This window comes from Methylobacterium sp. Leaf94, from assembly GCF_001426045.1.
GTDB lineage: Bacteria > Pseudomonadota > Alphaproteobacteria > Rhizobiales > Beijerinckiaceae > Methylobacterium.
Genome location: NZ_LMRM01000004.1, coordinates 14219 through 34930, shown reverse-complemented (window position 1 = coordinate 34930; position 20712 = coordinate 14219). Strand labels below are relative to the sequence as shown.

The window sequence follows — 20712 nt, the reverse complement described above, 5'->3', positions numbered from 1 at the left end:
ATGACGATCCACCAGTCACCCGAAGCCTTCGGCTACGACGCGTTCCTGTCCGCCCACCAGAACAAGGAAGTCCTGCGCTTCATCACCTGCGGCTCCGTCGACGACGGCAAGTCGACCCTGATCGGCCGCCTGCTGCACGACACCAAGCAGATCTTCGACGACCAGGTGACGGCCCTGCAGCGCGACTCGCGCAAGCACGGCACGCAGGGCGCCGAGATCGACCTGGCGCTCCTCGTGGACGGCCTCCAGGCCGAGCGCGAGCAGGGCATCACCATCGACGTCGCCTACCGCTTCTTCTCCACCGACAAGCGTTCCTTCATCGTGGCGGACACCCCCGGCCACGAGCAGTACACCCGCAACATGGCCACCGGCGCCTCCACGGCGGACGTGGCCGTGATCCTGGTGGATGCCCGCCAGGGTCTCACCCGGCAGACCCGGCGGCACGCGCTCCTGGTCTCCCTGCTGGGGATCAAGCGCGTGGCGCTGGCCGTGAACAAGATGGACCTCGTCGGCTGGTCGCAGACCCGGTTCGAGGAGCTCCTGTCGGCCTTCAACGCCTTCGCAGGCCCCCTCGGCTTCAGCGAGATCCGGGCGATCCCGCTCTCGGCCAAGAACGGCGACAACGTGGTGCTGCCGGGCGCCGCCGCACCCTGGTACACCGGCACCCCGCTGCTCCAGTACCTCGAAGAGGTCCCGGTCCGCGTCGAGGAGCAGGCCGCCCCGTTCCGCATGGCGGTGCAGTGGGTGAACCGGCCGAACTCCGATTTCCGGGGCTTCGCCGGTCTGATCGCCAGCGGCCGCGTGGCCCCGGGCGACGCCGTCATCGTCGAGCCCTCGGGCCGGACCTCGACCATCGCCCGCATCGTCACCGCCGACGGCGACCTGCCGCATGCGGTGGAGGGCCAGTCGGTGACCCTGGTGCTCGCCGACGAGATCGACGCCTCGCGCGGCTCGGTGATCGTCACCGCGGACGCCCCGATGCGGGTGACGGACAGCCTCGACGCCCGCCTGTTCTGGGCGGCCGAGACCGAGCTGCTGCCCGGCGCCACCCTGCTCGCCAAGATCGGGACCGTGACGGTGAACGCCGTCGTCACCACGATCCGGACCCGGATCGATCCCGAGACCGGCAACCCCGAGCCGGCCGCGCGCCTGACCGCCAACGACATCGCCGACGTGACCCTGACCCTCGACCGGGCGGTGGCGGTGGACGCCTATATGGCCAACCGCGACACCGGCGGCTTCATCCTGATCGACCGCGAGACCACCGACACGGCGGCCCTCGGCCTGATCCAGGCCGATGCGGCGGCGACCCCGGTCAAGGACGAGCCCGCGGAGGTGCGCGAGACGCGCTCCGGCGGCGGCTTCCTGTCAAAGCTGCGCTGGGTCTTCGGCGGGATCTGACGGGTCCGGACCCGGCCCGGCAGCGCCGGGCCCGCGGGACCACCCCCGACGGCGTAACCGCCGCGGCTCCTCCCGGAGCCGCGGCGGTTTGCGTTCGCTGCGCGCCGGTGCCGTTTGCAAGGGGGGATCGATGCGGCGAGGGTCATCTCCCTCGCCCATCTCCCTTGCCCATCTCCCTTGCCCGTGCGCGACGGCGCGACTAGGGTCCGCGCCGCTCGATCCGACCTTCGAAAACAGACGGGAGTGACCACCCATGGGCTTTCTGGCCGACGCCTTGTCCCGCGTGAAGCCGTCCGCGACCATCGCGATGACGCAGAAGGCGCGCGAGCTGAAAGCGCAGGGCATGGACGTGATCAGCCTCTCCGTCGGAGAGCCGGATTTCGACACCCCCCAGCACATCAAGGATGCGGCCATCGAGGCGATCCGGCGCGGCGAGACCAAGTACCCGCCCGTCTCCGGCATCGTGCCCCTGCGCGAGGCCATCGCCAAGAAGTTCAAGCGCGAGAACGGGCTCGACTACAAGCCGTCCCAGACCATCGTCGGCACCGGCGGCAAGCACGTCATCTACAACGCCCTCCTCGCCACCCTGAACCCCGGCGACGAGGTGGTGATCCCGCGTCCGTACTGGGTCTCCTACCCGGAGATGGTGGTGCTGTGCGGCGGCACCCCGGTCTTTGCCGAGACCGACATGGCCCATGACTTCAAGCTGCAGCCCGAGGAGCTGGAGCGGGTGATCACCCCCAAGACCAAGTGGATCATCCTCAACTCGCCCTCGAACCCCTCCGGCGCGGCCTATGCCCGCGACGAGCTGAAGAAGATCACCGACGTGCTGATGCGCCACCCGCAGGTCTGGGTGCTCACCGACGACATGTACGAGCACCTGACCTACGGCGACTTCGAATTCGTCACCCCGGCCCAGATCGAGCCCGGCCTCTACGAGCGCACGCTGACGATGAACGGCGTCTCCAAGGCCTACGCCATGACCGGGTGGCGCATCGGCTACGCCGCCGGCCCCGAGCACCTGATCAAGGCGATGGACTTCGTCCAGGGCCAGCAGACCTCCGGCGCCTCGACGATCTCGCAATGGGCCGCGGTGGCGGCCCTCGAGGGGACGCAGGCCCACCTCGCCGAGTTCCGCAAGGCCTTCCACACCCGCCGCGACCTCGTGGTGTCGATGCTGAACCAGACCAAGGGCCTCAAGTGCCCGACGCCCGAGGGCGCGTTCTACGTCTATCCGTCCTGTGCCGAGACCATCGGGCGCAAGACTCCGGCGGGCAAGACCATCGCGACCGACGAGGACTTCGTGGTGGAGCTGCTCCAGGCGGAGGGCGTCGCGGCGGTCCACGGCTCGGCCTTCGGCCTCGGCCCCAACCTGCGCATCTCCTACGCCACCTCCAACGCGGCCCTCGAAGAGGCCTGCACCCGGATCCAGCGCTTCTGCGGCTCCCTGAGCTGAAGGCGGCGTCCGGCGCGGCCCGCGGGCCTCGCCCGGATCTTGCGTCCCTCGAACGACCGCGCCCCGGCCGAGAGCCGCGGCGCGGTCGTTCTCGTTTTCGGAGGTCCGTGCCCATGACGACGATCGCCATCCTGGCCGCCGGCGCGATGGGGAGCGCGCTCGCAGCGCGCCTCACCGGGAACGGCGCCGAAGTCCTGACCGTCCTCGACGGACGCAGCCCGGGGACCCGGGCGCGGGCGCTCGCCGCCGGCATGACCGACACCGACCTGCCCGGCCTGATGCGGGCCGACCTGCTGCTCTCCATCGTCCCGCCGGCCGATGCCGAGGCCCTCGCCATCACTCTGGCGCCGATCCTCGCGGCGGCGGCGCACAAGCCCGTCTACGTCGATTGCAACGCGGTGAACGTCGTGACGGTCCGACGCATCGCCGGGATCGTCGCGCCGACCGGGGCGGCCTTCCTCGACGGTGCGATCATCGGCCTGCCGCCGAAACCCGGCACCCCCGGTCCGCGCCTTCACGTGTCGGGCGATGCCGCCGAATCCGCGCGACCTCTTCGCGACCTCGGTGTCGACCTCAGGGTGAATACCGGTGGTATCGGCGCGGCCTCGGGCCTGAAGATGGCCTATGCGGGCATCAACAAGGGCCTCACCGCTCTGGCCGCCCTCATGGTGCTGGGGGCCGAACGGGCGGGCGCCGGCGAAGCCCTGCGGGCGGAGCTCGCCGAAACCGAGCCGGCTCTCCTCGCGCGCTTCGCCCGCGGCCTGCCCGACATGCTTCCCAAAGCCCAGCGCTGGGTCGCCGAGATGCACGAGATCGCCGATTTCCTCGGTGACGATGCCGCCGGGCGCCAGGTCTTCGCCGGCGCGGCCGACCTCTATGCGCGTCTGTCCGGCGCGGACGAGGCGGGTGACAGCGCCCGCCTGCGAGCCTTCGCGGCGGCGTGCGGATCGTCGCAGCCGTCATGACGCGGGGGAAGCCGGTTGCCGGCTTCATCGGCGCCGCCTACATCGGCGGTCCCTGCTGCCGAGGCGCTCGATGGTTTCGCGAACCCTCTCGGGCTTGGCATGGCAGCGGGGCTTGTCGTGACGGGGCGGTGCGGACCAGTTCTCTGCATGGTTCCTGTGAGGCCTAGTGGGCCGGGTGGCGACAGGCGTGTCAGGGACGCGGGGAACAGGAACCGCAGCCTTGGCGCAAGGCCCACCTCATCGGCCCCGTCTCATCCCGGGACGGTCTTCAGCAGTATCCCGGTCCCGGTCGTTAAGGATCCTCGGCAAGTGTAGGGATCGGCCGGGGAACCGGTCGTGTGCCACTGCGTAGTTTCGGGCCAGACCACTATGAGACGCCTCCTGACGGGCGGCATCAAGGCGATCCTCGCGGTCGCTGCGCTCTCCACCGCCGCTCACTGGACCTTGCGCCTGCAGCGCGAGCCGACCCTTCCGCTCCGCGCTCAGGCGGAGCTTCCCGACCCGATCACCACCGGATCGATCACGCCGCGGCACGCAGAGCCTGCCGTCCTGGCGGAGCCGGCTGCGGATTTTGCCAAGACCCTCGACCAGCGCCACCTTTCCGAACTCTTCGCCGGTGCGGCGCCCGAGAAGGCGAAGGTGCAGAAGACGGCCGTCAAGCGCTAGGACCAAAGTCCCGACTGCCCGTCAGACGGCCATGCCACGGACCGCACGCCCGAATCCGGGGCGTGCGACCGTCGACGACGGGATCGTGGATCGGTCAGGCGGCGGCGCGGCTGGCGTGATTGCCGTCCTGGATCTCCGCGATGATCTTGGCGCAGAAGGCGTCGAGGTCGCCAGGGTTGCGGCTCGTGATCAGGCCCCGGTCCGACACGACGGGCTCGTCCGTCCAGTCCGCGCCCGCATTCACCACATCCGTCCGGATCGATTCGAATGAGGTCATCCGGCGTCCCTTCGCGGCGCCGACCTCGATCAGCAGCCAAGGCGCGTGGCAGATGGCAGCGACCACCTTGCCGGAATCCACGAAGTTGCGGATCACCGCGAGGGCCTTCGGCTCCAGGCGCAGCTTGTCCGGGTTGATCTGGCCGCCCGGGAGGACGAGGGCATCGTAGTCCTGCGGTGACACGGACTCGAGATCCTTGTCGACCGCGACGTTCTTGCCCCAATCGGTCTTGTCCCACCCGCGAATGGATTCCTTCGCCGTGCGAGACTGCGGCGCCGCGACGTGCACGGTGGCGCCGACCTCCTTGAGCCTGCTCTGCGGAACGGTGAGCTCGGTCTCCTCGAAGCCATCGGTGGCGAGGATTAAGACCTTGGCCTGCCTGATGTCAGACATGGATTTTCTCCGGAATGCGAAAGATATGGCACTGAACAGGTCCCGTGAGATGCGGGTTCCGCACGGGTAACGGACGGGCCCTTCGGGCGCGGGAACCTGGCCGCGCTCGGCCGTGTTGGTCCGCACATCCCTCAGACAGACAGGAGGCTTCGCATGGCCAATCACGAGATGGCCAATCCCGGCCTGCCGATTCCCGAGCCGCTGCCGGGTGGAATTCCGGGCGATCTGCCGACGCCGCCCCCGCCGGACGAGCAGCCCGATATCGGACCGACGGGGCCGCGCACGCCGTATCCGGTCAACGATCCGGGGATCGACGAGCCGGCCGGCCCGGGCTCGGAGCCGGATTATCTGCCGGGCGGTCCGACCGATCCCGGCGTCCGGATGTAGGGGGGTCAGTGGTCCCCGTGCGACGCGCGCACGTCGCGCGGTGCACTCAGGATTTCGGAGAGGCTCGTCGCCACGTGACGGGCCTCTTCGTCCGTTAGGCGAAGCTGAAACGGGGGCAGGGCGCCAGCCTGGAGGGCCACAACGGCCTGGCCTTTTTCGTCCGTACCGATCTCGATCGCCGACGACGTGACGTCGAGCATCGCGATCTCCTCGTCGGACATGTCCTCGGGCAGATCGCTGTCGTCGGGTTCGTCGATGGCGGTGAGAAGCTGGCCCACCGCCCGCACCAGGGCGCGAGCCGCCCGGGCATCCATCACGACGGCCGTGGCCTGATCGTCCTTCTGAAATGAAAGCTGGATGTTCGCCCCTTCGAGGGAAACCGAGATGCCCGCCATGAATCGCCTAACCGCTTGCTCAGGAACTCTTATATGCGCTGGGCCGCGCAAATAACACAGGGGACGCCGTTAGGGGCGCTCCGAACCGGGGTCGTTTCCGTCGGGTAGAACGCCTTGTTGCCGCCGCATGATCGGACTACATGAGAGATAGCGGGTATCGGTGAGCTGGGATCTTGTACCGCAAGCGTCTCACGTCCTGCTGATTCCGTCAGGCCTACCGAAGAGGATCTGCCGCTTGTGTCGAGCAGACGCAGGCTGTTGATCGACGAACGATACGAGGATCTATTTCGTGAATACCGGCACTGTAAAGTGGTTCAACGAGACCAAGGGCTACGGCTTCATTCAGCCTGACGACGGCGGCAAGGATGTGTTTGTGCACATCTCCGCAGTCGAGCGCGCTGGCATGCGCAACCTCATTGAGGGTCAGAAGATCTCCTACGAGATTCAGACCGACAAGCGCAGCGGCAAGGACTCGGCTGGTAACCTCCAGGCGGCCTGATGCTCCCGGCGCCAGCCCCCGGGCTGGCGTCACCCTGAAGGGCTTCCCACGAAGCCTCCGCCGCCGGTGACCGACACCCTTCTGGGGAGAAGGGGTTTAGCATCCGGCATATCCCGCAACACCAACGACGCGCGCGGCTCAACCGGCCCGATGCGTCCGAGACACGGCACGCAAAACCTGCACGTTATTGAAAGTACACAAGAAAAATATGTTGTTTGAATATACCCGACGCCGCGGCGTCCGTTCGCCCGTCACCGATGCGGCGACCTTCAAGGTGGGTCACCTGAAGCAAACCATGGCTCATGAGGCAAAGACCGTCGACCTCAGCCATCTGATCGACACCTCCTACAACTACCATTCGCCCCGCGAACTGCGCTGGCATCTGGCCGAGCGGTTCGGCATGGCCCCAGAGGCGGTCGCTCTCCGCGAGCATCACTGATCCGAGGCCGCCCTGATCCTGTCGGGGCGGACCACGCGCCTCGTCATCGAGCTGACGTTACGATCGAGCCCAGCGCCCAGGTGCTGGGCTTTCCTGTTTCGAGACACCCGGGCGCCGCCGCCGCCGGCGTTTTCAGCGGGGTGCCAGCGCCGCCACGACGTCGTTTCGCAAGGTCTGGGACACGGCCACGAGTTCTCCGTGCACAGGGTCCGGACGGTTGTAGGTCGTGGGACGGCCTTGAAGATCGCTGACCGTGCCGCCCGCCTCGCGCAGGATCAGGTCGGCTCCTGCGAGATCCCAGTCCCGCGCATGGGGCGAGACCAATCCGACATCGATGGAGCCCTCGGCAACCCGCGCGACGCGCAGGGCCAGGGACGGAACCCGCTCGACGTAGACGAGCTCGGCCTGTTGCCCGTTCGTCCCGGCGCCCCGGGCCAGGCGGTCCATCATCGGCTTCGGACCGGTGACGCGAGCCCCTTCGACGGCGCGCTGGCCGGAGACGGTGATGGTCTGTCCGTTGCGGGTGGCTCCCGCTCCCGCGATGGCTTCATAGAAGGTGTCGGTCACGGGCGCGTGGACGAAGCCGAGGACGGGTTGCCCGGCCGACAGCAGCGCCACGGCGATCGACCAATCGGGATGCCCGGACATGAAGGCGCGGGTCCCATCGATGGGATCGACGATCCAGACGAGGCCGGCATCGAGCCGCACCGGATTGTCGCTGGTCTCCTCCGAGAGCCAGGCTGCTCGGGGCAGCATCGCGCTGAGGCGAACCTTCAGGAAGGTGTCCACCGCCACGTCGGCTTCCGTCACCGGCGAGCCGCCCGCCTTCGACCAGACCCGCGCCCCCGTCTGTCCGCCTGCCTTGTAGAACGGCAACGCGAGGGCGGCCGCTTCGCGGATCGTCTCGCGCAGGGCGGGGACGAGGGCGTGTGCGGCTTCCGGGGGGATCGGATCGGACATGCGTCTCCATACGGTTCAGGAGGTCAGGCTGGGCGCTTGTTGAAGAGCCCGTCGCCCCGGCACGGATGCATGGAGGGCGGTGCTTCCTTCGTTGTAGGATGCCGGGCGGGTTGTCACAAGGAGAGCGACGCAGATGTCGATACGGACAAATCTCTTAGATCGAAGCAAGGAAGCGTTGAGCATTCCACGTGCTTCACCCTTGTCCATACTCGCTTAACGCTCACTCTTAAGCTGGCCTGAGGAGGTTAGACGTAAATCTGCTTGTCATAGACGGGTGGCCCATAGAGGTTGCCGGCGCCAACAGGGTGTACGAGCCATGAACACTTTAGCGAACATGAACGACATGTCGGCGGATGCCACCTTCGTCGGCGCTGCCCCCGTTCTGACGCTGTCGCGTCTCCCGGTGATCGACCGCCTGGGCCCGGGGCGGCCCGCCGGCGTGGCCCTCGCTTACGCCGAGGATGATTCGGATGCTTGCGGCGAGGACCGCTTCGACCTCCTCCTCGTCGACGCCACCGGCCGGGTCGTCACCCGCCTCGGACCGTTCTGCGAGGACGAGGTCGTGGCACATTGGCGTGACGTCGCCGCCAAGTCGGGCCTGCCACGGATGATCGTCAAGGAGGACGGCGAACTCGCCAGCGTCTCGAACCAGCTCGGCCCGGTGGCCCTGGGCCGGACCCGGACCCGCCGCCGTCACGGCCTCCTCAACGGCCGCCGCCCGCGCTTCCTCGTCCGCCGCAAGACCGGCGCACTGCCGGTTCGTCCCCTGATCCATCGCGGCGAGAACGAGATCATCTCCGGCGCCCGCTGCTGAGCCGGGTCGCCGTATCCCGAGCGAGACTCAGAGGATGTGCGTCACGGCGGCATCCGCCGCGAGGCCGATAAACAAGATCAGTCCCGCTTCCCGATTGGAGCGGAAGAGTATTAGGGCACCGCGCCCGTCGCGTGTGTCGAGGCGCAGCACCTGTCGCCCGAGATGGGCGCCGAACAGGGCGACGCCGAGCAGGCCCACGGGGCCTGCGCCCGCCAGGACCGCAGCGAGCGCGACGAAGCCGACGCTGGTGCCGTAGCACAGACCGATTGCCCCCCGCATCCGGCGCCCGAAGAAGCGGGCCGAGGAGCGGATGCCCGCGATCTCGTCGTCCTCGATATCCTGTACAGCGTAGATAGTGTCGTATCCGATCACCCAGGCGATGGTGCCCGCGTAGAGCAGCAGGGCCGGCGCATCGAGGCGTGCGAACACCGCGACCCAGCCCATCAGCGCGCCCCACGCGAAGGCGAGGCCGAGGACCGCCTGCGGCACCGGCATGACGCGCTTCATGAAGGGATAGATCGCCACCGGGACCAGCGAGGCGATGCCGACGCCGATCGCCGGACCGTTGAACTGGAGCAGTACCGCGAGGCCCATCAGGGCCTGCAGCACGAGGAAAACGGCGGCTTGGCGCGCCCGGACCTGGCCCGAGGGCAGGGGGCGCGAGCGGGTGCGCTCCACCTGGGCGTCGAGGTCCCGATCGGCGATGTCGTTGTAGGTCGAGCCCGCACCCCGCATGGCGACGGCGCCGACGAAGAACAGGGCCAGATGGATCGGGTCAGGGAAAGCGGCACCGGACCGGATGGCCGCGAGGGAGGCCGACCACCAGCAGGGCAGAAGCAGGAGCCACCAGCCGATCGGCCGGTCGATACGGGCGAGGCGCAGGTAGGGCCGGGACCAGCGCGGCGCGATCCGGTCAACCCAATGTCCCGCCACCGCATCGGCGACGCGGCGGTCCGCATGCGGGGAGCTCACGCCGTCCATGGACGCACGGGCGCGTCGGGCCGACTCGTCCGGAAAGGTTTCAGCACCGGATCAGAGGGCGCCCTGCGGCATCTTCAGGCTGCCCGTGAGTCCGGGGCCGCCGAGGAGGCCACCGCCGCCGCCGTTCTGGGCCTGCGCGCGGGCCTGGGCTTCCATCTTGGAGGCCTGGGCCGCGACGGTGCAGACCTTGGTCTTGATGCCCGACACCTTGAGGTGGTCGGCCTTGAAGCCTTCCGCGAAGGAATCCGGGATTGAGCACCACTCCTTGTTGGCGGTGATCCACTTCAGGCCGGCGGTGCCGTTGGCCTGGAGCTTGCCGAACAGGGTGCAGGCCTCGGCCGGCGTCATCTTCTTCTTCGAGTTCGACGCGGCGTTCGCCTTGCCGATCAGGTCCTTGCGGGCCTGGAGGGTCTGCTGGATCTCGCCGCACTCGGCGGACTGCGCGAAGGCCTGTTCGCTGAAGAGCGCCGTGCCGGCGAGGGCGACGGCCAGCGTCGCGATGGTCTTGAACGACATGCCTTGAGATCCTTTCTCCCCCCATCCGCGATCCGATGGGGGTGAGCCCGGCGACCGGATGCGGAATGGCCTGATGCGTGCCCGGAAGCGCACAAGAGTTCGCGCCTTTCGGTCTTGGTTTCGTTTCGGCATAGGAATGTGGCGTCTTTCGAGCCGCAAACGCCGGGTCGCATTCGAACGTGGATTTACGGCGCAATGTTGCCGCGTGTTGCGGCTTTGCATCAGCTGCTGCGGTTCGGGACCGCGCCGTTGACAGCCGACCCACCCCACGCGACCACGCCGGGCATGGCTGCTTATGACTTCACCGCCCCACGCCTCTTCGTCGAGGCCGACCTCTCCGTCGGAGCGACGCTGCCCCTCGACCGGGCGCAGGCGAACTACCTCCTCAACGTCCTGCGGCGCGGGCCCTCCGATCCAGTTCTCCTGTTCAACGGGCGCGACGGCGAATGGCGCGCAGAGATCGCCCCGACCGGGCGCAAGAGCGCGGACCTGATCGTGCGAGAGCGCACACGCCAGCAGCCGCCACGCGCGGACCTTCACTACCTGTTTGCGCCGTTGAAGTCGGCCCGGCTCGACTACCTGGCCCAGAAGGCGGTGGAGATGGGGGCCGGTACCCTTCGCCCTGTCTACACTCGCTATACCCAGAGCGAGCGGCTGAATGTCGATCGCCTGCGCGCGAACGCCATCGAGGCCGCCGAGCAATGCGGCATCCTCGAACTGCCGGAGATCCAGGAGGCGGCCAAGCTCCCGGCGGCGCTCGCAGACCTCAACCCCTTGCGTCTGCTCGTGTTCTGCGACGAGGACGCCCCGGTTTCGGATCCGATCCTGGCTCTCCGGCAGGCCGCCGATCCCGCAGCCGCCCCGCCTCTCGCGGTTCTGGTCGGACCCGAGGGCGGGTTTTCACCGGACGAGCGCGCCCTGATCCTGGAACGTCCGAACACGGTGGCCCTCTCCCTCGGTCCGCGCATCCTGCGGGCCGACACGGCGGCGGTGACGGTGCTGGCCCTGGTTCAGGCGGTGCTCGGCGACGCTCGCTGAGGCGTCGCTTGCCCGCGTTGTTCGCGCGGGTCCCGTGGCCTATGAGGCGCGTTGACCCGATGTAAGGGGCCACGCCGCTGCGGTCCGGCGCGCCTCTCCTTTGAACGACCTTCCTGAAGAGGCAGCGCATGGCGCGCGACACGTCCGATACGACGCCCCTGACCACGCGGGACGAGCTCATCGCCTGGTTCGCGGAGGGCGAGAAGCCGCGCGCGCGCTTCGCGATCGGCACCGAACACGAGAAGGTGCCCTTCTACCGCGACGGACACCGCCCGGTCCCGTATGCGGGTGAGAAGGGCATCCGGGCGCTGCTGGAGGGGCTCGGCCGCGAGACCGGCTGGGAGGCGATCGAGGATGCCGGCCACCTGATCGGTCTCGCCGGTGCCGAGGGCGGCGCCATCTCCCTGGAGCCCGGCGGACAGTTCGAGCTCTCCGGTGCACCGCTGGCCGACGTGCACGCGACGGCCACGGAGTTGCGGACGCATCTCGAGGCGACGACCCGGGTTGCAGACGGTCTCGGCATCGGCTTCCTCGATCTCGGCATGAGTCCGAAATGGACGCGGGAGGAAACCCCCGTGATGCCGAAGAGCCGCTACAAGATCATGGCGGCGTACATGCCCAAGGTCGGCAGCCTCGGCCTGGACATGATGCTGCGTACCGCCACCGTGCAGGTGAACCTCGATTTCGCCTCCGAGGCCGACATGGTGGCCAAGATGCGCGTCGCCCTGGCGCTGCAGCCGGTGGCAACCGCCCTCTTCGCCAATTCGCCTTTCACGGATGGGCGTCCCAACGGCTTCCTATCGCGCCGGTCCGAGATCTGGCGCGACACCGATGGCGACCGCACTGGCATGCTGCCGCGGGCTTTCGAGCCCGGCTTCGGCTACGAGTCCTACGTCGACTGGCTGCTCGACATGCCGATGTACTTCGTGAAGCGCGGCGAGACCTACCATGACGTCTCCGGTGCCTCGTTCCGCGACTTGATGGCCGGCCGGCTCGCGACGCTGCCGGGGGAGCGCGCGACGGTGTCGGATTGGGCCAACCACGCTTCGACCGCCTTCCCGGAGGTCCGGCTCAAGCGCTTCATCGAGATGCGCGGATCCGATGTGGGCGGTCCGTCGATGATCGCTGCGCAGGCTGCTTTCTGGGTTGGGTTGCTCTACGACGAAGCCTCGCTTGCGGCGGCCTGGGACATCGCCAAGAACTGGAACGCCTGCGACCGGGAGGGGCTGCGCGCCACCGTTCCCCGCCTCGGTCTGGCCGCCCGCATCGCGGGTCGATCCCTCGGGGCGGTGGCGGCCGAGGCGCTGACGATCGCCCGCGCCGGGCTTGTCGCCCGGGCGCGACGCGACGCTCAAGGGCGGGACGAGACCCATTTCCTGCAGCCGCTGGAGGCCATCGTCGCCGCCGGACGCTCCCTCGCCGAGGAGCGCCTCGTCGATTACGAGGGCCGCTGGCAGCGCTCCGTGGAGCCTACCTTCACCGAATGCGTCTTCTGAACGACTCGCGCCGTCGCAGCCGGGCACATTCGCCGGCAAAAGCGCGAAGGTGCTCGAAAACACCCGCTATCCTGGCTTGACTGTTGCGTATCTGGAACGGATCGCCAATTTTGCCGTTTCCAGGACTAACTCTTCCTGTGACGGAGAACGCTCGCATGTCGCGCATCTTGTCCTTCGCCCTCGCGGGCACCACTGCCATCGGTCTCTCGGCCGGTTCCTTCACCGCCGCTCAGGCCGCCCCGATGCCGACGCTCAGCGCCGCCCAGGTCGGTGGCGGCGCGGCCATCGAAACCGTGCGCTATCGTGGCTATGGCCGGGGCTATCACGGTGGCTACCGTCGCGGGCCCGGAGTCGGCGGCGCGCTCGCGGCCGGTGCGGCCCTCGGCATCATCGGTGGCGCCATCGCCGCCAGTCAGGCCCCGCGCTACGGCTACTATGATCGCGGCTACGTCGGAACGGGCTACGGCTATGGTTACGGCGCGCCTGCCTATGGCTACTATGCCGCCCCGTCTTACGGTTATGGCTACGGCTACGGTTACTGACGTCTCGCCGTCCGGGTGCGCTTAGCGCCCGGACCGGACGTCCATGATCCCGCCGACGGTTGAAGCCGTCGGCGGGATTTTTCATTCCTTCGGGGGTAGAGCAGCGGTGAGCGGGAAAGGTGCGTGCTAGGATGCGTTGCCAATGACGGACGGAGGCGGCGAGACCGAGCATCTCGACCTCACCGGCTTGAAGTGCCCCCTGCCGGCCCTGCGGACCCGGAAAGCGCTGCGCCGGATGCCGTCCGACGCCGTCCTGGTGGTGACGTGCACCGATCCGATGGCGGTGATCGACATTCCGCATCTGGTCAGGGAGGAGGGCGACACCCTCCTCGCGCAGGCGCGGGACGCGGATCGGATGACGTTTACGATCCGCAGAGGCCGCACAATCCCCGAGATTGTTGCCGAAAACACGCGCCTCACGCCTCATTGATGCGCCAACGCCCTGTTAGTGCCCTCCCATCCGGTCGCCGCAGCCTCGGCGATCCGACGGGGGAGAGCAGAATGGCGCCGATTATCCGCGGCACCCGAATCGTGCACGACGGCTGGAGCCGGTTTCTCGTCGCCGAGGTGACGATGGACGACGGCACACGCTTGGCGCGCGAGATCGAGGATCACGGACGGGCGACAGCGGTACTGCCCTACGACCCGACCCGGCGGGTCGCCCTGCTGGTCGAGCAGTTCCGGACCCCGGCCTTCTATGCGGCTGGGGTCACCTCCGTGCTGGAGGTCCCGGCCGGCCTCCTCGACGAGTCGGAGCCCGAGGAAGGCGCACGGCGCGAGGCCTACGAGGAGACCGGCCTGCGTCTCGGTGCCCTCGAACCGGTGACCTGCGGCTGGAGCATGCCGGGAATCTCGACCGAGCAGATGGACCTGTTCCTGGCCCCGTACGAGGCGCCCGACCGGGTCGGTCCCGGTGGCGGGCTCGCCGGGGAGCACGAGGACATCACCGTTCGCGAGATGGCCCTGAGCGAGCTTGCGGCCATGACGGATCGCGGTGAGGTCACCGACATCAAGACCCTGGCATTGATCCTGACCCTACGCCTGCGGCATCCGCACCTGTTCGCCGCGGCCTGATACCTCCTCGACGCTTCAGGGCGTATCGGGCGCGCGCCGCGCGTTGGGGGTCGGACGCGGCCGGGCAGCATGGGGACGCCGGCGGGATGTCATGAGCAGCGATCGGCGCAGGGCAATTCCGATCAGCCCCCAGGAGCGGACGAAGTAGCGGCGGAATAGCCGGTGCGGCGCGTGCCAGAACCGGAAGAACCACTCGAGCCCGAAGCGCTGCATCAGGGCGGGCGCGCGGGGCACCAGCCCGGCCGCGACGTTCAGCGCTTCACCGACGGCCAGGACCACGGGACCGCCGAGGGCATTTCCTTGGCGGTCGACCCAGATTTCCGAGCGCGGCGCACCGACGCCGAAGACCAGGAGGGTCGTCCCGTGCGCCCGCACGGCCGCACAGAGTTGCGCCCCATAGGTCTCATCGTTCTCGAATCCGAAGGGCGGCACCGTGAAGGCGATCGACGCGCGCGGGATCCCCTCCGCCACCAGGCGCTCGGTGAGGTGGAGCCCGACGGCCTCCGTCGAGCAGACGAGGAAAATCTGCTGGCCGGCAGGCCATGGCGCAGCGAAGGCGGCCGCGATCAGGTCGTGGCCCGTGACCCGCTGTGCCGATCGGCCCCCGCGGAGCCGGGCGAGCCAGACGAGGGGCATGCCGTCGAGGGTGTGAGCGACGGCGCCCTCATACGCTTTCCGGAACGCCGCGTTCTCCGACAGCGTAACGATGTGATCGAGGTTCGCGGTGACGATCATGCGCGGCCGAGTCGCCGGCTGGCGGGCCGAGGTCGCGAGGATGTCGGAGGCCGATCCGGGCGTGAACGTGATGTCGAATAAGCGAACGATCATGTCATCGCCTTTGGGACCTGTCCCGTGCGCACCCCGAGGATGAGAGACGGGAACCCGGGGCTGATCCATCGCGCCTCGGGGGAGGCTGGCGCGGGGGAGGTTTGAGGGGATCGATCGTGGGGGGCGTGGCGGACGGCGCTGCGTTCAGGCATCGACAGCTCGGAAGCTGCGGGCCCCGGTTGACCCGCTCGTCCGAGGCGGACGGGTCATCACGCGTCGGTCGCGACGGGCCCCGAGCCAGAGAGCGGCGGCGGCGCCGAGACCCATGCCCAGTAGCAGGGCGAGCGGCAGCACCAGCTTGGGGGAGGGTGGCCAGGCTCGGCTCCGCGGCGGCGTCGCCGTCGAGATGACCCGCACGTTGGAGCTGTTCACGCGCTCCTGTTCGTTGGTCTCCCGTGAGCGGCGCAGGAATGCCTCGTAGATCGACCGCCGGGCATCGAGCTCGCGCTCGAGTTCGCGCAGGCCGACATTGGCGCGATCGTTGCCCGCCGTCTCGGTCTTGGCCCGCTCCAGGCTCCGGCGTACGGCGGACTCGCTCGCCACGGCCCGGTCGTAGTCCTTCTGCGAGGTGTCGATGATGCGCTCCTTCTCGCGCTGGATCAGGCGTTGGAGATCGCGCTGCTGCGCATACTGGTCGGCCATGGCCGGGTGGCGGTCGCCGAGGCGCTGGGCGAGTTCTGCGGTGTTGCGCGAGAGCGTCGCGTATTGCTGCCGCAGGTTCTGCATCTCGAGGGATTGCAGCATCTCCGGCAGGGCGGTCCCGGCTTCGCCGGTGCGCATGTGCCGCGCCTGATCGAGGCGGGCCTTGGCCTCGGCCATTTTCAGGGTCGCGGTGACGAGCTGTTGGTTGAGGTCGCTGAGCTGCTGGTCGCTCAGGAGGCGCCCGCTCGACGTCACCAGCTTGTTCGTCACCCGATATTGCAGGACCCTGCGCTCGGCCTCCTCGACCGATTGGCGCAGCGTCGTCAAACGGCCCGACAGGGCCTCGGAGGCACGGCGCGCCGCATCGGTGCGCGCTGCCGCATCCTCCGCGAAATACGCGTCCGCGATGGCATTGGCGATCCGGGCCGACTTCTCCGGGTCCCGGGTCTGGACGTAGACGTCGATGACGAATGTCCGTTCGGCCCGACGCACGCCGAGCTTGAGGCGCAGGTTGTCGAGGGCGAGATTGACCGGCTCGCGGCTCGCCGGCGGCGGCTCCATGCCGAGGAGCGCCTTGAGGCTCAGCACCAGAGGATTTGTCGAGGCTGCGGGAACGAACTCCTCGTCCCGCGTCAGATCGAGGCGGTCGATGACTCGCCGCAGGACGTTGTCGGACTGCATCACCCGCGTCTGGCTCTCGGCGATCGAGACGCCGCTATCCGCCTGGGGCTGCCGGTTGCTCAAGTCGTTCTGGATCACCGGAAGATCGGCCGGATCGACCAGGATCTGCGTCACGGCGGTGTAAGTCGGTGTCACGGCGTTCAGCAGCACCACGGCGAGGATCACGGCCGCGAGCCCGCCGAGCAGGATCACGCCGGTGCCGCGCCACAGGCGACGCAGGATCAGGCCGCTGTCGAGCCCGCTCGGTACTCTGGTCTCGAGGATCACCGGCTCGCCACGGACCGGGCTTCCGAAGTCGAACATCTGTCTCGTCTCCCGACCTGGTCGCCGCTCGCGCGGTTCTTGTCTTCCGCCTCGAACAACTCTGTTCCAGTTTCGTCGCCGGTCTGTTTCGAAACAGAACAGGCGCCCACCGAAACGTCCTCAACAACGTCGTCTGCGCAGAACCTATGCCAAGGGAGCTGCTGCGCTGTGCGTCGCGATGGCCGCACCCCACGATGTTCTCGTCCAAGCCGGGAATCGAGATGATATTGGCAAGAACAGGCTTGATGACAGGTTGCGATCTACGTAGTCCGCCGGACCTTCGTCATTTGCCTGTGCACAACTGCGCCCGACGTCATGCTGGGTCATGATTGGGTGGCTGTACGAGCCGATCTTCCGCGACCTCGTAGGCGGATGGGCCGACCTTTAGAAATGTCGAGAAACACGCCGCGTCCCCGGCGGCCAAGCGGTTCCAGCGTGCCACGTTGGCCCGGGCGGCCGCCGGGACCGCTGCGAATGCGGGATTCTCGACCCAAGCGAGGATCGCGGCCGCGGCACCCTCCGGATCGGAGGGTTCGATCTGCAAACCGGAGCCGGCCAGGACTTCGGAGAAGACCGGTCCGTGCGGTGAGACGACCGGAAGCCCGCCGTGCTGAGCCTCGAGGAGCGGCAACCCGAGCCCCTCGGCCTTCGAAGTCGAGAGCAGGAGATGACACCGGGCGACGAGGCCGCGCAGGGCCCCGTCGTCGAGATAGCCGTGCAGGGTGAGGAACGGCGGCGGTGCGGCGAGAAACGCATGGTGTCCCCAGCCGACCCGGCCGACCACATGGAGTTCCGCCGCGACCCCGCCCGCATTCAGGGCTGCGACGATCGCGAGCGCGGACGGGTAGTCCTTCCGCGGCTCGATGGTCCCGATGCAGAGCAGCCGAAGCGGCATGCCGGGGGCGGGCGGCGGGCCTGCGGGCAGGTCGGTGAGTCCGAATACATCGCGCACGGCGGGCCGCAGCAGGGCCACCAGGGCCTCGCGGGCGCAGAAGGTCCTTACCGCCTCTCCGGTGGTGCGGGAGTTGACGAGGAAGGTGCGCCCGAAGCGCAGCGCGAAGGCGAAGCTCGGCGCCATGTAGCGGCGGCTCTTCCAGCTGAGGTCGTTTGGGCGCGTCAGCAGAAAGGTGTCGTGCACATACGTGATGCATTGGCGACGGCGCAGGACCGAGAGCGGCCCCGGGGGGAACCCTGGAAAGAGGAACAGGGCCGAGGGATCGCGCAGGGCCCGTAGGGGCAGGCCGAGATGCTGGGCCGCGATCATGCCGGCGATCCCGCGCGCCCGGACCTTGGTGACAGGGTGCGGATGGAGCGTGTCGGACGTGAACAGGTCGAGGGCGACGCGCTCGATCCCGGTGACGTGCCCGCGCAGATGGGTGTGATCGAGATAGAGGCGGCGCGGGTCGGACGGCACGGTCATCGCGCCTCTCCGCTGGTAGCGGGCCGGAACGTTCTCCGAAGCGTCGCGACCGCGTAGAGGAGCCGGCGCAGCCACGGCGGCATGTCGCGTCCCACGAGAGCGTGCTTGGCCCGCCGAGCCAAGCGGACTCCCCGCGACGCGTCGCCGGGGATCAGGCCCGTACGTCCGGGCGCGCGGTCCAACGCCATCGCGAAGGTCGACAGCATCTCCGGCGCGAAGCGGAGACGTCCGGCCCCGGCCGAGGCCGGCAGGATCCCGCGCGCGACGAACACGTCGTTCAGGCGCATCGCACAGGCGGCGTGGCTGTTGCGGCTCTCGAGGGCAATCCGCCCCAGGGCTCCCAGGCGTCTGCGCTCGGAAGCATCGGCGATCAGCGCTCGGAGTGCGTCCTCGAGGGCGTCCCCGTCCGGTGGCACGAGGCGGCCCGAGACCCCGTCCAGGACGGCGGTGGCGAGACCGGTCGTGCGATAGGCGACGGTCGGAGTTCCGCACAGCCCGGCTTCGACGGGGGTTTGGCCGAACGTCTCCTGGCGGCTCGCCGTGATGGCGAGATCGCAGGCACCGTACCAGGCCGCTAGCGTCGCCTCGTCGCCGATGGGACCCGCCGCGATCAAGTCCGGGATTCCCAGGGAATCCGGATCGTCGAGCCGCCCGACCGCGACGAAACGGAGCCCCGGCCGGGCGACCCGGCGCAGGATCGCGGTCAGCTCGGCGGTCCCCTTGCTGGGCGCGTCCGCGATCACGGCGGCGAACATCACGAGGACGTCACCGGACGGCAAGCCGAGTTCGCTCCGCAGGGCTTCCCGCGATTCGGGCCGGAACACCCCCGTCGGAAAAGCCAGGTCGATGCGGTCGACGCGTGTCCCCTTCGGCGCCAGCGCGCGCGCCGCGGATTCCGACCAGTCGGAGGCCGCGAGCAGGAAGGGTCCCTCGGGTCCGGCGAGGATCGCCTGCTTTTCCGCATAAACGCCGGCGATCCGCTGCGGCAGCAACTGCGGATAGGCGTTGGGCGAGGGGCAGCGGGCGTCGCATCCCTCGGCGATGATCGGGCAGCCGGACGGGGAGGCGCAGCGCCCGGTGACGGGGAAGAGATCGTGTAGAACGGCGGCGACCGGAACGGTGCGGGCGAGCCGCCCCAGGATCGTGGTGCGGCGGGTCGCGCCATGAAGGTTGCCCGCCAGGACAACATCGTAGCCGCCCTGCGACAGGGCATCCTCCGTCTGCGGAAACCGCTCGACCCACTCGGCCGCGGCCGGCGGCGATTCTGCCCCGAGGCAGTGATCGCTGACGGCGTGGCCGGCAAGGGCAAGCGCATCGCACAGGCGCCGGTGGGCGATCCCGGCGCCGCCGAGCTGACCCTGGTCGGTCAGGCTGGCCACCGAGAGGCCGGAGGCCATCGCGGGCGCAACGCTGCCCGGCGCATACTGCAGGAGCACCGGTCGGCCCACGCGTGCAAGTGCGGCGCCCTGTCGGACGAGGCGGGGCCAGAGGGCGGCTACCGGATGCGCGGCCTCGGGGTCGAGGCCGCCGGCGGCCTGTACGCAGGAGCGCTTAAGCAGAACCTCGCCGCCGGTGAAGGGAGCGAGCGGCCCGTCCGGCGGCGCGGGATCGACGAGCGTCCCCGGCGCCGCCGCCGGTGCGTCGAGACCGAGTAGTCCCGTATCGAAGACGACTCGCAGGCCGACGACGACATCGGCGCCACTGAGAAGGAATTGCAGGCCGAGGGCCGCGAGCGCATCCGGGGCCAGAAGATCCCCCGGACGAAGGACCAGAAGAGCGTCCCACCCCTCGTCCGCGACGATGACGGGCAACTGCACCGCGCCCTCTGCCAACGGGATGAGGTCGTGGCGGAGGTTCGGATAGCCCTGAGCCTCCACGGACGCCCGGGTGGCGGCGAGCGGCCCGTCGCACGAGCCATGGACCAGCGTGACGACACGCAGGCGAGGCCAGGCACGATTCGTCAAGGGCGGAACGACCAGAGCGGGACGGGGTGGTCCGAAGGGCCAGGCCGCGATGCCATGCGCACGGGGTCCGAAGCGGTCGGCGACTCCATCGACCGTCGGCTGCGCGACGGATCTGTCCGATAAGTCCGTCACGCTTGCCCGATCACCCTTCGCCCGACCACTGCTTGCCTGGGCGCCGTCGGGAATGCCGAGGGCCGCCGCACAGGATGCGGGGGAAGATCTGAATCGTCCGTATGCGCGGAGCTGAATTCCGGCGGACGACCCCGACGTACCCCCAACGTGCGATCGCCTCACTCCAGACGGACAGTCCGAGCGGACAGGGGCTTGCCTGTCACGCGAACGCGCGGGCCGAATTTTCAGGCGAAGAGGGACGTCGATCGGCCGAGATCGTGACGTCGCGAGGCGCTTCCGTCAGGATGATCCGCGCGAGAAGCCGGAAAGCTTCTGATGTTCGATGATCTCGGGAAAGACAGGGTCTTGATGATACTGGTCGGAGTGGCAGGATTTGAACCTGCGACCCCCACGTCCCGAACGTGGTGCGCTACCAGACTGCGCTACACTCCGACAACGCCGGC

The 20712-nt window shown here is 68.8% G+C and carries 22 protein-coding genes and 1 tRNA gene; 13 read left to right on the top strand and 10 right to left on the bottom strand.

Annotated features, from left to right (window positions below; genetic code table 11):
• The 4 genes from cysN to ASG63_RS03665 all read left to right on the top strand — a co-directional run bounded on the left by cysN (position 1) and on the right by ASG63_RS03665 (position 4488).
• Positions 1–1401, top strand: coding sequence for a sulfate adenylyltransferase subunit CysN (gene cysN, locus ASG63_RS03680; RefSeq protein WP_056212188.1), 1401 nt, complete (start codon positions 1–3; stop codon positions 1399–1401).
• Between the two features lie 253 nt (positions 1402–1654).
• Positions 1655–2857 carry a pyridoxal phosphate-dependent aminotransferase gene (locus ASG63_RS03675; protein ID WP_056212186.1) on the top strand — a complete coding sequence of 401 codons (1203 nt, stop codon included), beginning with the start codon at positions 1655–1657 and terminating at the stop codon, positions 2855–2857.
• Between the two features lie 113 nt (positions 2858–2970).
• Positions 2971–3822, top strand: a complete 852-nt coding sequence (locus tag ASG63_RS03670; RefSeq protein ID WP_056212184.1) for an NAD(P)-dependent oxidoreductase — start codon at positions 2971–2973, stop codon at positions 3820–3822.
• A gap of 369 nt (positions 3823–4191) precedes the next feature.
• Positions 4192–4488, top strand: coding sequence for a hypothetical protein (locus ASG63_RS03665; RefSeq protein ID WP_056212182.1), 297 nt, complete (start codon positions 4192–4194; stop codon positions 4486–4488).
• Positions 4489–4582: 94 nt separating this feature from the next.
• Here the strand turns inward: ASG63_RS03665 and ASG63_RS03660 are convergent, their stop codons facing one another.
• A complete protein-coding gene (locus tag ASG63_RS03660; protein ID WP_056212181.1) occupies positions 4583–5158 on the bottom strand; it encodes a type 1 glutamine amidotransferase domain-containing protein in 576 nt (191 codons plus the stop codon).
• 168 nt (positions 5159–5326) lie between these two features.
• Between ASG63_RS03660 and ASG63_RS03655 the strand changes: the two genes are divergently transcribed.
• Positions 5327–5545: a hypothetical protein gene (locus tag ASG63_RS03655; protein WP_055957152.1), complete on the top strand. Its 219-nt coding sequence runs from the start codon at positions 5327–5329 to the stop codon at positions 5543–5545.
• A 5-nt stretch (positions 5546–5550) separates the two neighbouring features.
• Here ASG63_RS03655 and ASG63_RS03650 read toward each other — a convergent pair whose 3' ends face one another.
• The gene (locus tag ASG63_RS03650) at positions 5551–5940 is read right to left on the bottom strand and encodes a hypothetical protein (RefSeq protein WP_056212179.1); all 390 of its coding nucleotides are present in this window, start codon (positions 5938–5940) and stop codon (positions 5551–5553) included.
• A 289-nt stretch (positions 5941–6229) separates the two neighbouring features.
• On the opposite strand from ASG63_RS03650, the gene ASG63_RS03645 reads away from it, so the two are divergent.
• On the top strand, positions 6230–6439 hold the full coding sequence (locus tag ASG63_RS03645; RefSeq protein WP_055956856.1) for a cold-shock protein: 210 nt from the start codon (positions 6230–6232) through the stop codon (positions 6437–6439).
• 208 nt (positions 6440–6647) lie between these two features.
• The gene (locus ASG63_RS03640; RefSeq protein WP_056212176.1) at positions 6648–6878 is read left to right on the top strand and encodes a hypothetical protein; all 231 of its coding nucleotides are present in this window, start codon (positions 6648–6650) and stop codon (positions 6876–6878) included.
• A gap of 132 nt (positions 6879–7010) precedes the next feature.
• On the opposite strand, the gene ASG63_RS03635 is transcribed toward ASG63_RS03640, so the two are convergent.
• Positions 7011–7838, bottom strand: a complete 828-nt coding sequence (locus ASG63_RS03635; RefSeq protein WP_056212174.1) for a 3'(2'),5'-bisphosphate nucleotidase CysQ — start codon at positions 7836–7838, stop codon at positions 7011–7013.
• A 316-nt stretch (positions 7839–8154) separates the two neighbouring features.
• Here ASG63_RS03635 and ASG63_RS03630 point away from each other — a divergent pair, with 316 nt between their 5' ends.
• Complete coding sequence (locus ASG63_RS03630) at positions 8155–8652, top strand: DUF6101 family protein (RefSeq protein ID WP_443189773.1); 498 nt, start codon at positions 8155–8157, stop codon at positions 8650–8652.
• Positions 8653–8679: 27 nt separating this feature from the next.
• On the opposite strand, the gene ubiA is transcribed toward ASG63_RS03630, so the two are convergent.
• Both ubiA and ASG63_RS03620 read right to left on the bottom strand, forming a co-directional pair.
• Positions 8680–9633 (bottom strand): 4-hydroxybenzoate octaprenyltransferase, encoded by a 954-nt coding sequence (ubiA, locus tag ASG63_RS03625; protein WP_056212172.1) that lies wholly within the window; start codon positions 9631–9633, stop codon positions 8680–8682.
• Between the two features lie 51 nt (positions 9634–9684).
• Positions 9685–10149: a hypothetical protein gene (locus ASG63_RS03620; protein ID WP_056212170.1), complete on the bottom strand. Its 465-nt coding sequence runs from the start codon at positions 10147–10149 to the stop codon at positions 9685–9687.
• Positions 10150–10434: 285 nt separating this feature from the next.
• Between ASG63_RS03620 and ASG63_RS03615 the strand changes: the two genes are divergently transcribed.
• The 5 genes from ASG63_RS03615 to ASG63_RS03595 all read left to right on the top strand — a co-directional run bounded on the left by ASG63_RS03615 (position 10435) and on the right by ASG63_RS03595 (position 14299).
• Positions 10435–11187 (top strand): 16S rRNA (uracil(1498)-N(3))-methyltransferase, encoded by a 753-nt coding sequence (locus ASG63_RS03615; protein WP_056212168.1) that lies wholly within the window; start codon positions 10435–10437, stop codon positions 11185–11187.
• Between the two features lie 128 nt (positions 11188–11315).
• A complete protein-coding gene (locus ASG63_RS03610; RefSeq protein WP_056212166.1) occupies positions 11316–12683 on the top strand; it encodes a glutamate--cysteine ligase in 1368 nt (455 codons plus the stop codon).
• Positions 12684–12838: 155 nt separating this feature from the next.
• On the top strand, positions 12839–13225 hold the full coding sequence (locus tag ASG63_RS03605; RefSeq protein ID WP_056212164.1) for a hypothetical protein: 387 nt from the start codon (positions 12839–12841) through the stop codon (positions 13223–13225).
• Between the two features lie 142 nt (positions 13226–13367).
• The gene (locus ASG63_RS03600; RefSeq protein ID WP_056212162.1) at positions 13368–13655 is read left to right on the top strand and encodes a sulfurtransferase TusA family protein; all 288 of its coding nucleotides are present in this window, start codon (positions 13368–13370) and stop codon (positions 13653–13655) included.
• A 71-nt stretch (positions 13656–13726) separates the two neighbouring features.
• Positions 13727–14299 carry an NUDIX domain-containing protein gene (locus tag ASG63_RS03595; RefSeq protein WP_056212160.1) on the top strand — a complete coding sequence of 191 codons (573 nt, stop codon included), beginning with the start codon at positions 13727–13729 and terminating at the stop codon, positions 14297–14299.
• Between the two features lie 15 nt (positions 14300–14314).
• Here ASG63_RS03595 and ASG63_RS03590 read toward each other — a convergent pair whose 3' ends face one another.
• The 5 genes from ASG63_RS03590 to ASG63_RS03570 form a co-directional block, all read right to left on the bottom strand.
• Complete coding sequence (locus ASG63_RS03590; protein ID WP_244479806.1) at positions 14315–15127, bottom strand: WecB/TagA/CpsF family glycosyltransferase; 813 nt, start codon at positions 15125–15127, stop codon at positions 14315–14317.
• A 144-nt stretch (positions 15128–15271) separates the two neighbouring features.
• Complete coding sequence (locus ASG63_RS03585; RefSeq protein ID WP_056212158.1) at positions 15272–16753, bottom strand: GumC family protein; 1482 nt, start codon at positions 16751–16753, stop codon at positions 15272–15274.
• Between the two features lie 313 nt (positions 16754–17066).
• Positions 17067–18173 carry a glycosyltransferase gene (locus ASG63_RS03580; protein WP_056212156.1) on the bottom strand — a complete coding sequence of 369 codons (1107 nt, stop codon included), beginning with the start codon at positions 18171–18173 and terminating at the stop codon, positions 17067–17069.
• Positions 18170–20137: a glycosyltransferase gene (locus ASG63_RS03575; protein ID WP_244479805.1), complete on the bottom strand. Its 1968-nt coding sequence runs from the start codon at positions 20135–20137 to the stop codon at positions 18170–18172. Before ASG63_RS03575 ends, ASG63_RS03580 begins: the two co-directional genes overlap by 4 nt.
• A 487-nt stretch (positions 20138–20624) precedes the next feature.
• Positions 20625–20701: transfer RNA gene (locus ASG63_RS03570), tRNA-Pro, on the bottom strand.
• Between the last annotated feature and the right edge of the window lie 11 nt (positions 20702–20712).

What these genes read in the sequence shown, in the direction of transcription:
- ASG63_RS03610 (WP_056212166.1), top strand. Translation starts at nt 11,316, where the DNA reads ATGGCGCGCGACACGTCCGATACGACGCCCCTGACCACGCGGGACGAG.
- ASG63_RS03605 (WP_056212164.1), top strand. Translation starts at nt 12,839, where the DNA reads ATGTCGCGCATCTTGTCCTTCGCCCTCGCGGGCACCACTGCCATCGGT.
- ASG63_RS03665 (WP_056212182.1), top strand. Translation starts at nt 4,192, where the DNA reads ATGAGACGCCTCCTGACGGGCGGCATCAAGGCGATCCTCGCGGTCGCT.
- ASG63_RS03640 (WP_056212176.1), top strand. Translation starts at nt 6,648, where the DNA reads ATGTTGTTTGAATATACCCGACGCCGCGGCGTCCGTTCGCCCGTCACC.
- ASG63_RS03650 (WP_056212179.1), bottom strand. Translation starts at nt 5,940, where the DNA reads ATGGCGGGCATCTCGGTTTCCCTCGAAGGGGCGAACATCCAGCTTTCA.
- ASG63_RS03655 (WP_055957152.1), top strand. Translation starts at nt 5,327, where the DNA reads ATGGCCAATCCCGGCCTGCCGATTCCCGAGCCGCTGCCGGGTGGAATT.
- ASG63_RS03590 (WP_244479806.1), bottom strand. Translation starts at nt 15,127, where the DNA reads ATGATCGTTCGCTTATTCGACATCACGTTCACGCCCGGATCGGCCTCC.
- ASG63_RS03615 (WP_056212168.1), top strand. Translation starts at nt 10,435, where the DNA reads ATGGCTGCTTATGACTTCACCGCCCCACGCCTCTTCGTCGAGGCCGAC.
- ASG63_RS03660 (WP_056212181.1), bottom strand. Translation starts at nt 5,158, where the DNA reads ATGTCTGACATCAGGCAGGCCAAGGTCTTAATCCTCGCCACCGATGGC.
- ASG63_RS03620 (WP_056212170.1), bottom strand. Translation starts at nt 10,149, where the DNA reads ATGTCGTTCAAGACCATCGCGACGCTGGCCGTCGCCCTCGCCGGCACG.
- ASG63_RS03600 (WP_056212162.1), top strand. Translation starts at nt 13,368, where the DNA reads ATGACGGACGGAGGCGGCGAGACCGAGCATCTCGACCTCACCGGCTTG.
- ASG63_RS03670 (WP_056212184.1), top strand. Translation starts at nt 2,971, where the DNA reads ATGACGACGATCGCCATCCTGGCCGCCGGCGCGATGGGGAGCGCGCTC.
- ASG63_RS03580 (WP_056212156.1), bottom strand. Translation starts at nt 18,173, where the DNA reads ATGACCGTGCCGTCCGACCCGCGCCGCCTCTATCTCGATCACACCCAT.
- ASG63_RS03585 (WP_056212158.1), bottom strand. Translation starts at nt 16,753, where the DNA reads ATGTTCGACTTCGGAAGCCCGGTCCGTGGCGAGCCGGTGATCCTCGAG.
- ASG63_RS03635 (WP_056212174.1), bottom strand. Translation starts at nt 7,838, where the DNA reads ATGTCCGATCCGATCCCCCCGGAAGCCGCACACGCCCTCGTCCCCGCC.
- ASG63_RS03675 (WP_056212186.1), top strand. Translation starts at nt 1,655, where the DNA reads ATGGGCTTTCTGGCCGACGCCTTGTCCCGCGTGAAGCCGTCCGCGACC.
- ASG63_RS03595 (WP_056212160.1), top strand. Translation starts at nt 13,727, where the DNA reads ATGGCGCCGATTATCCGCGGCACCCGAATCGTGCACGACGGCTGGAGC.
- cysN (WP_056212188.1), top strand. Translation starts at nt 1, where the DNA reads ATGACGATCCACCAGTCACCCGAAGCCTTCGGCTACGACGCGTTCCTG.
- ASG63_RS03630 (WP_443189773.1), top strand. Translation starts at nt 8,155, where the DNA reads ATGAACACTTTAGCGAACATGAACGACATGTCGGCGGATGCCACCTTC.
- ubiA (WP_056212172.1), bottom strand. Translation starts at nt 9,633, where the DNA reads ATGGACGGCGTGAGCTCCCCGCATGCGGACCGCCGCGTCGCCGATGCG.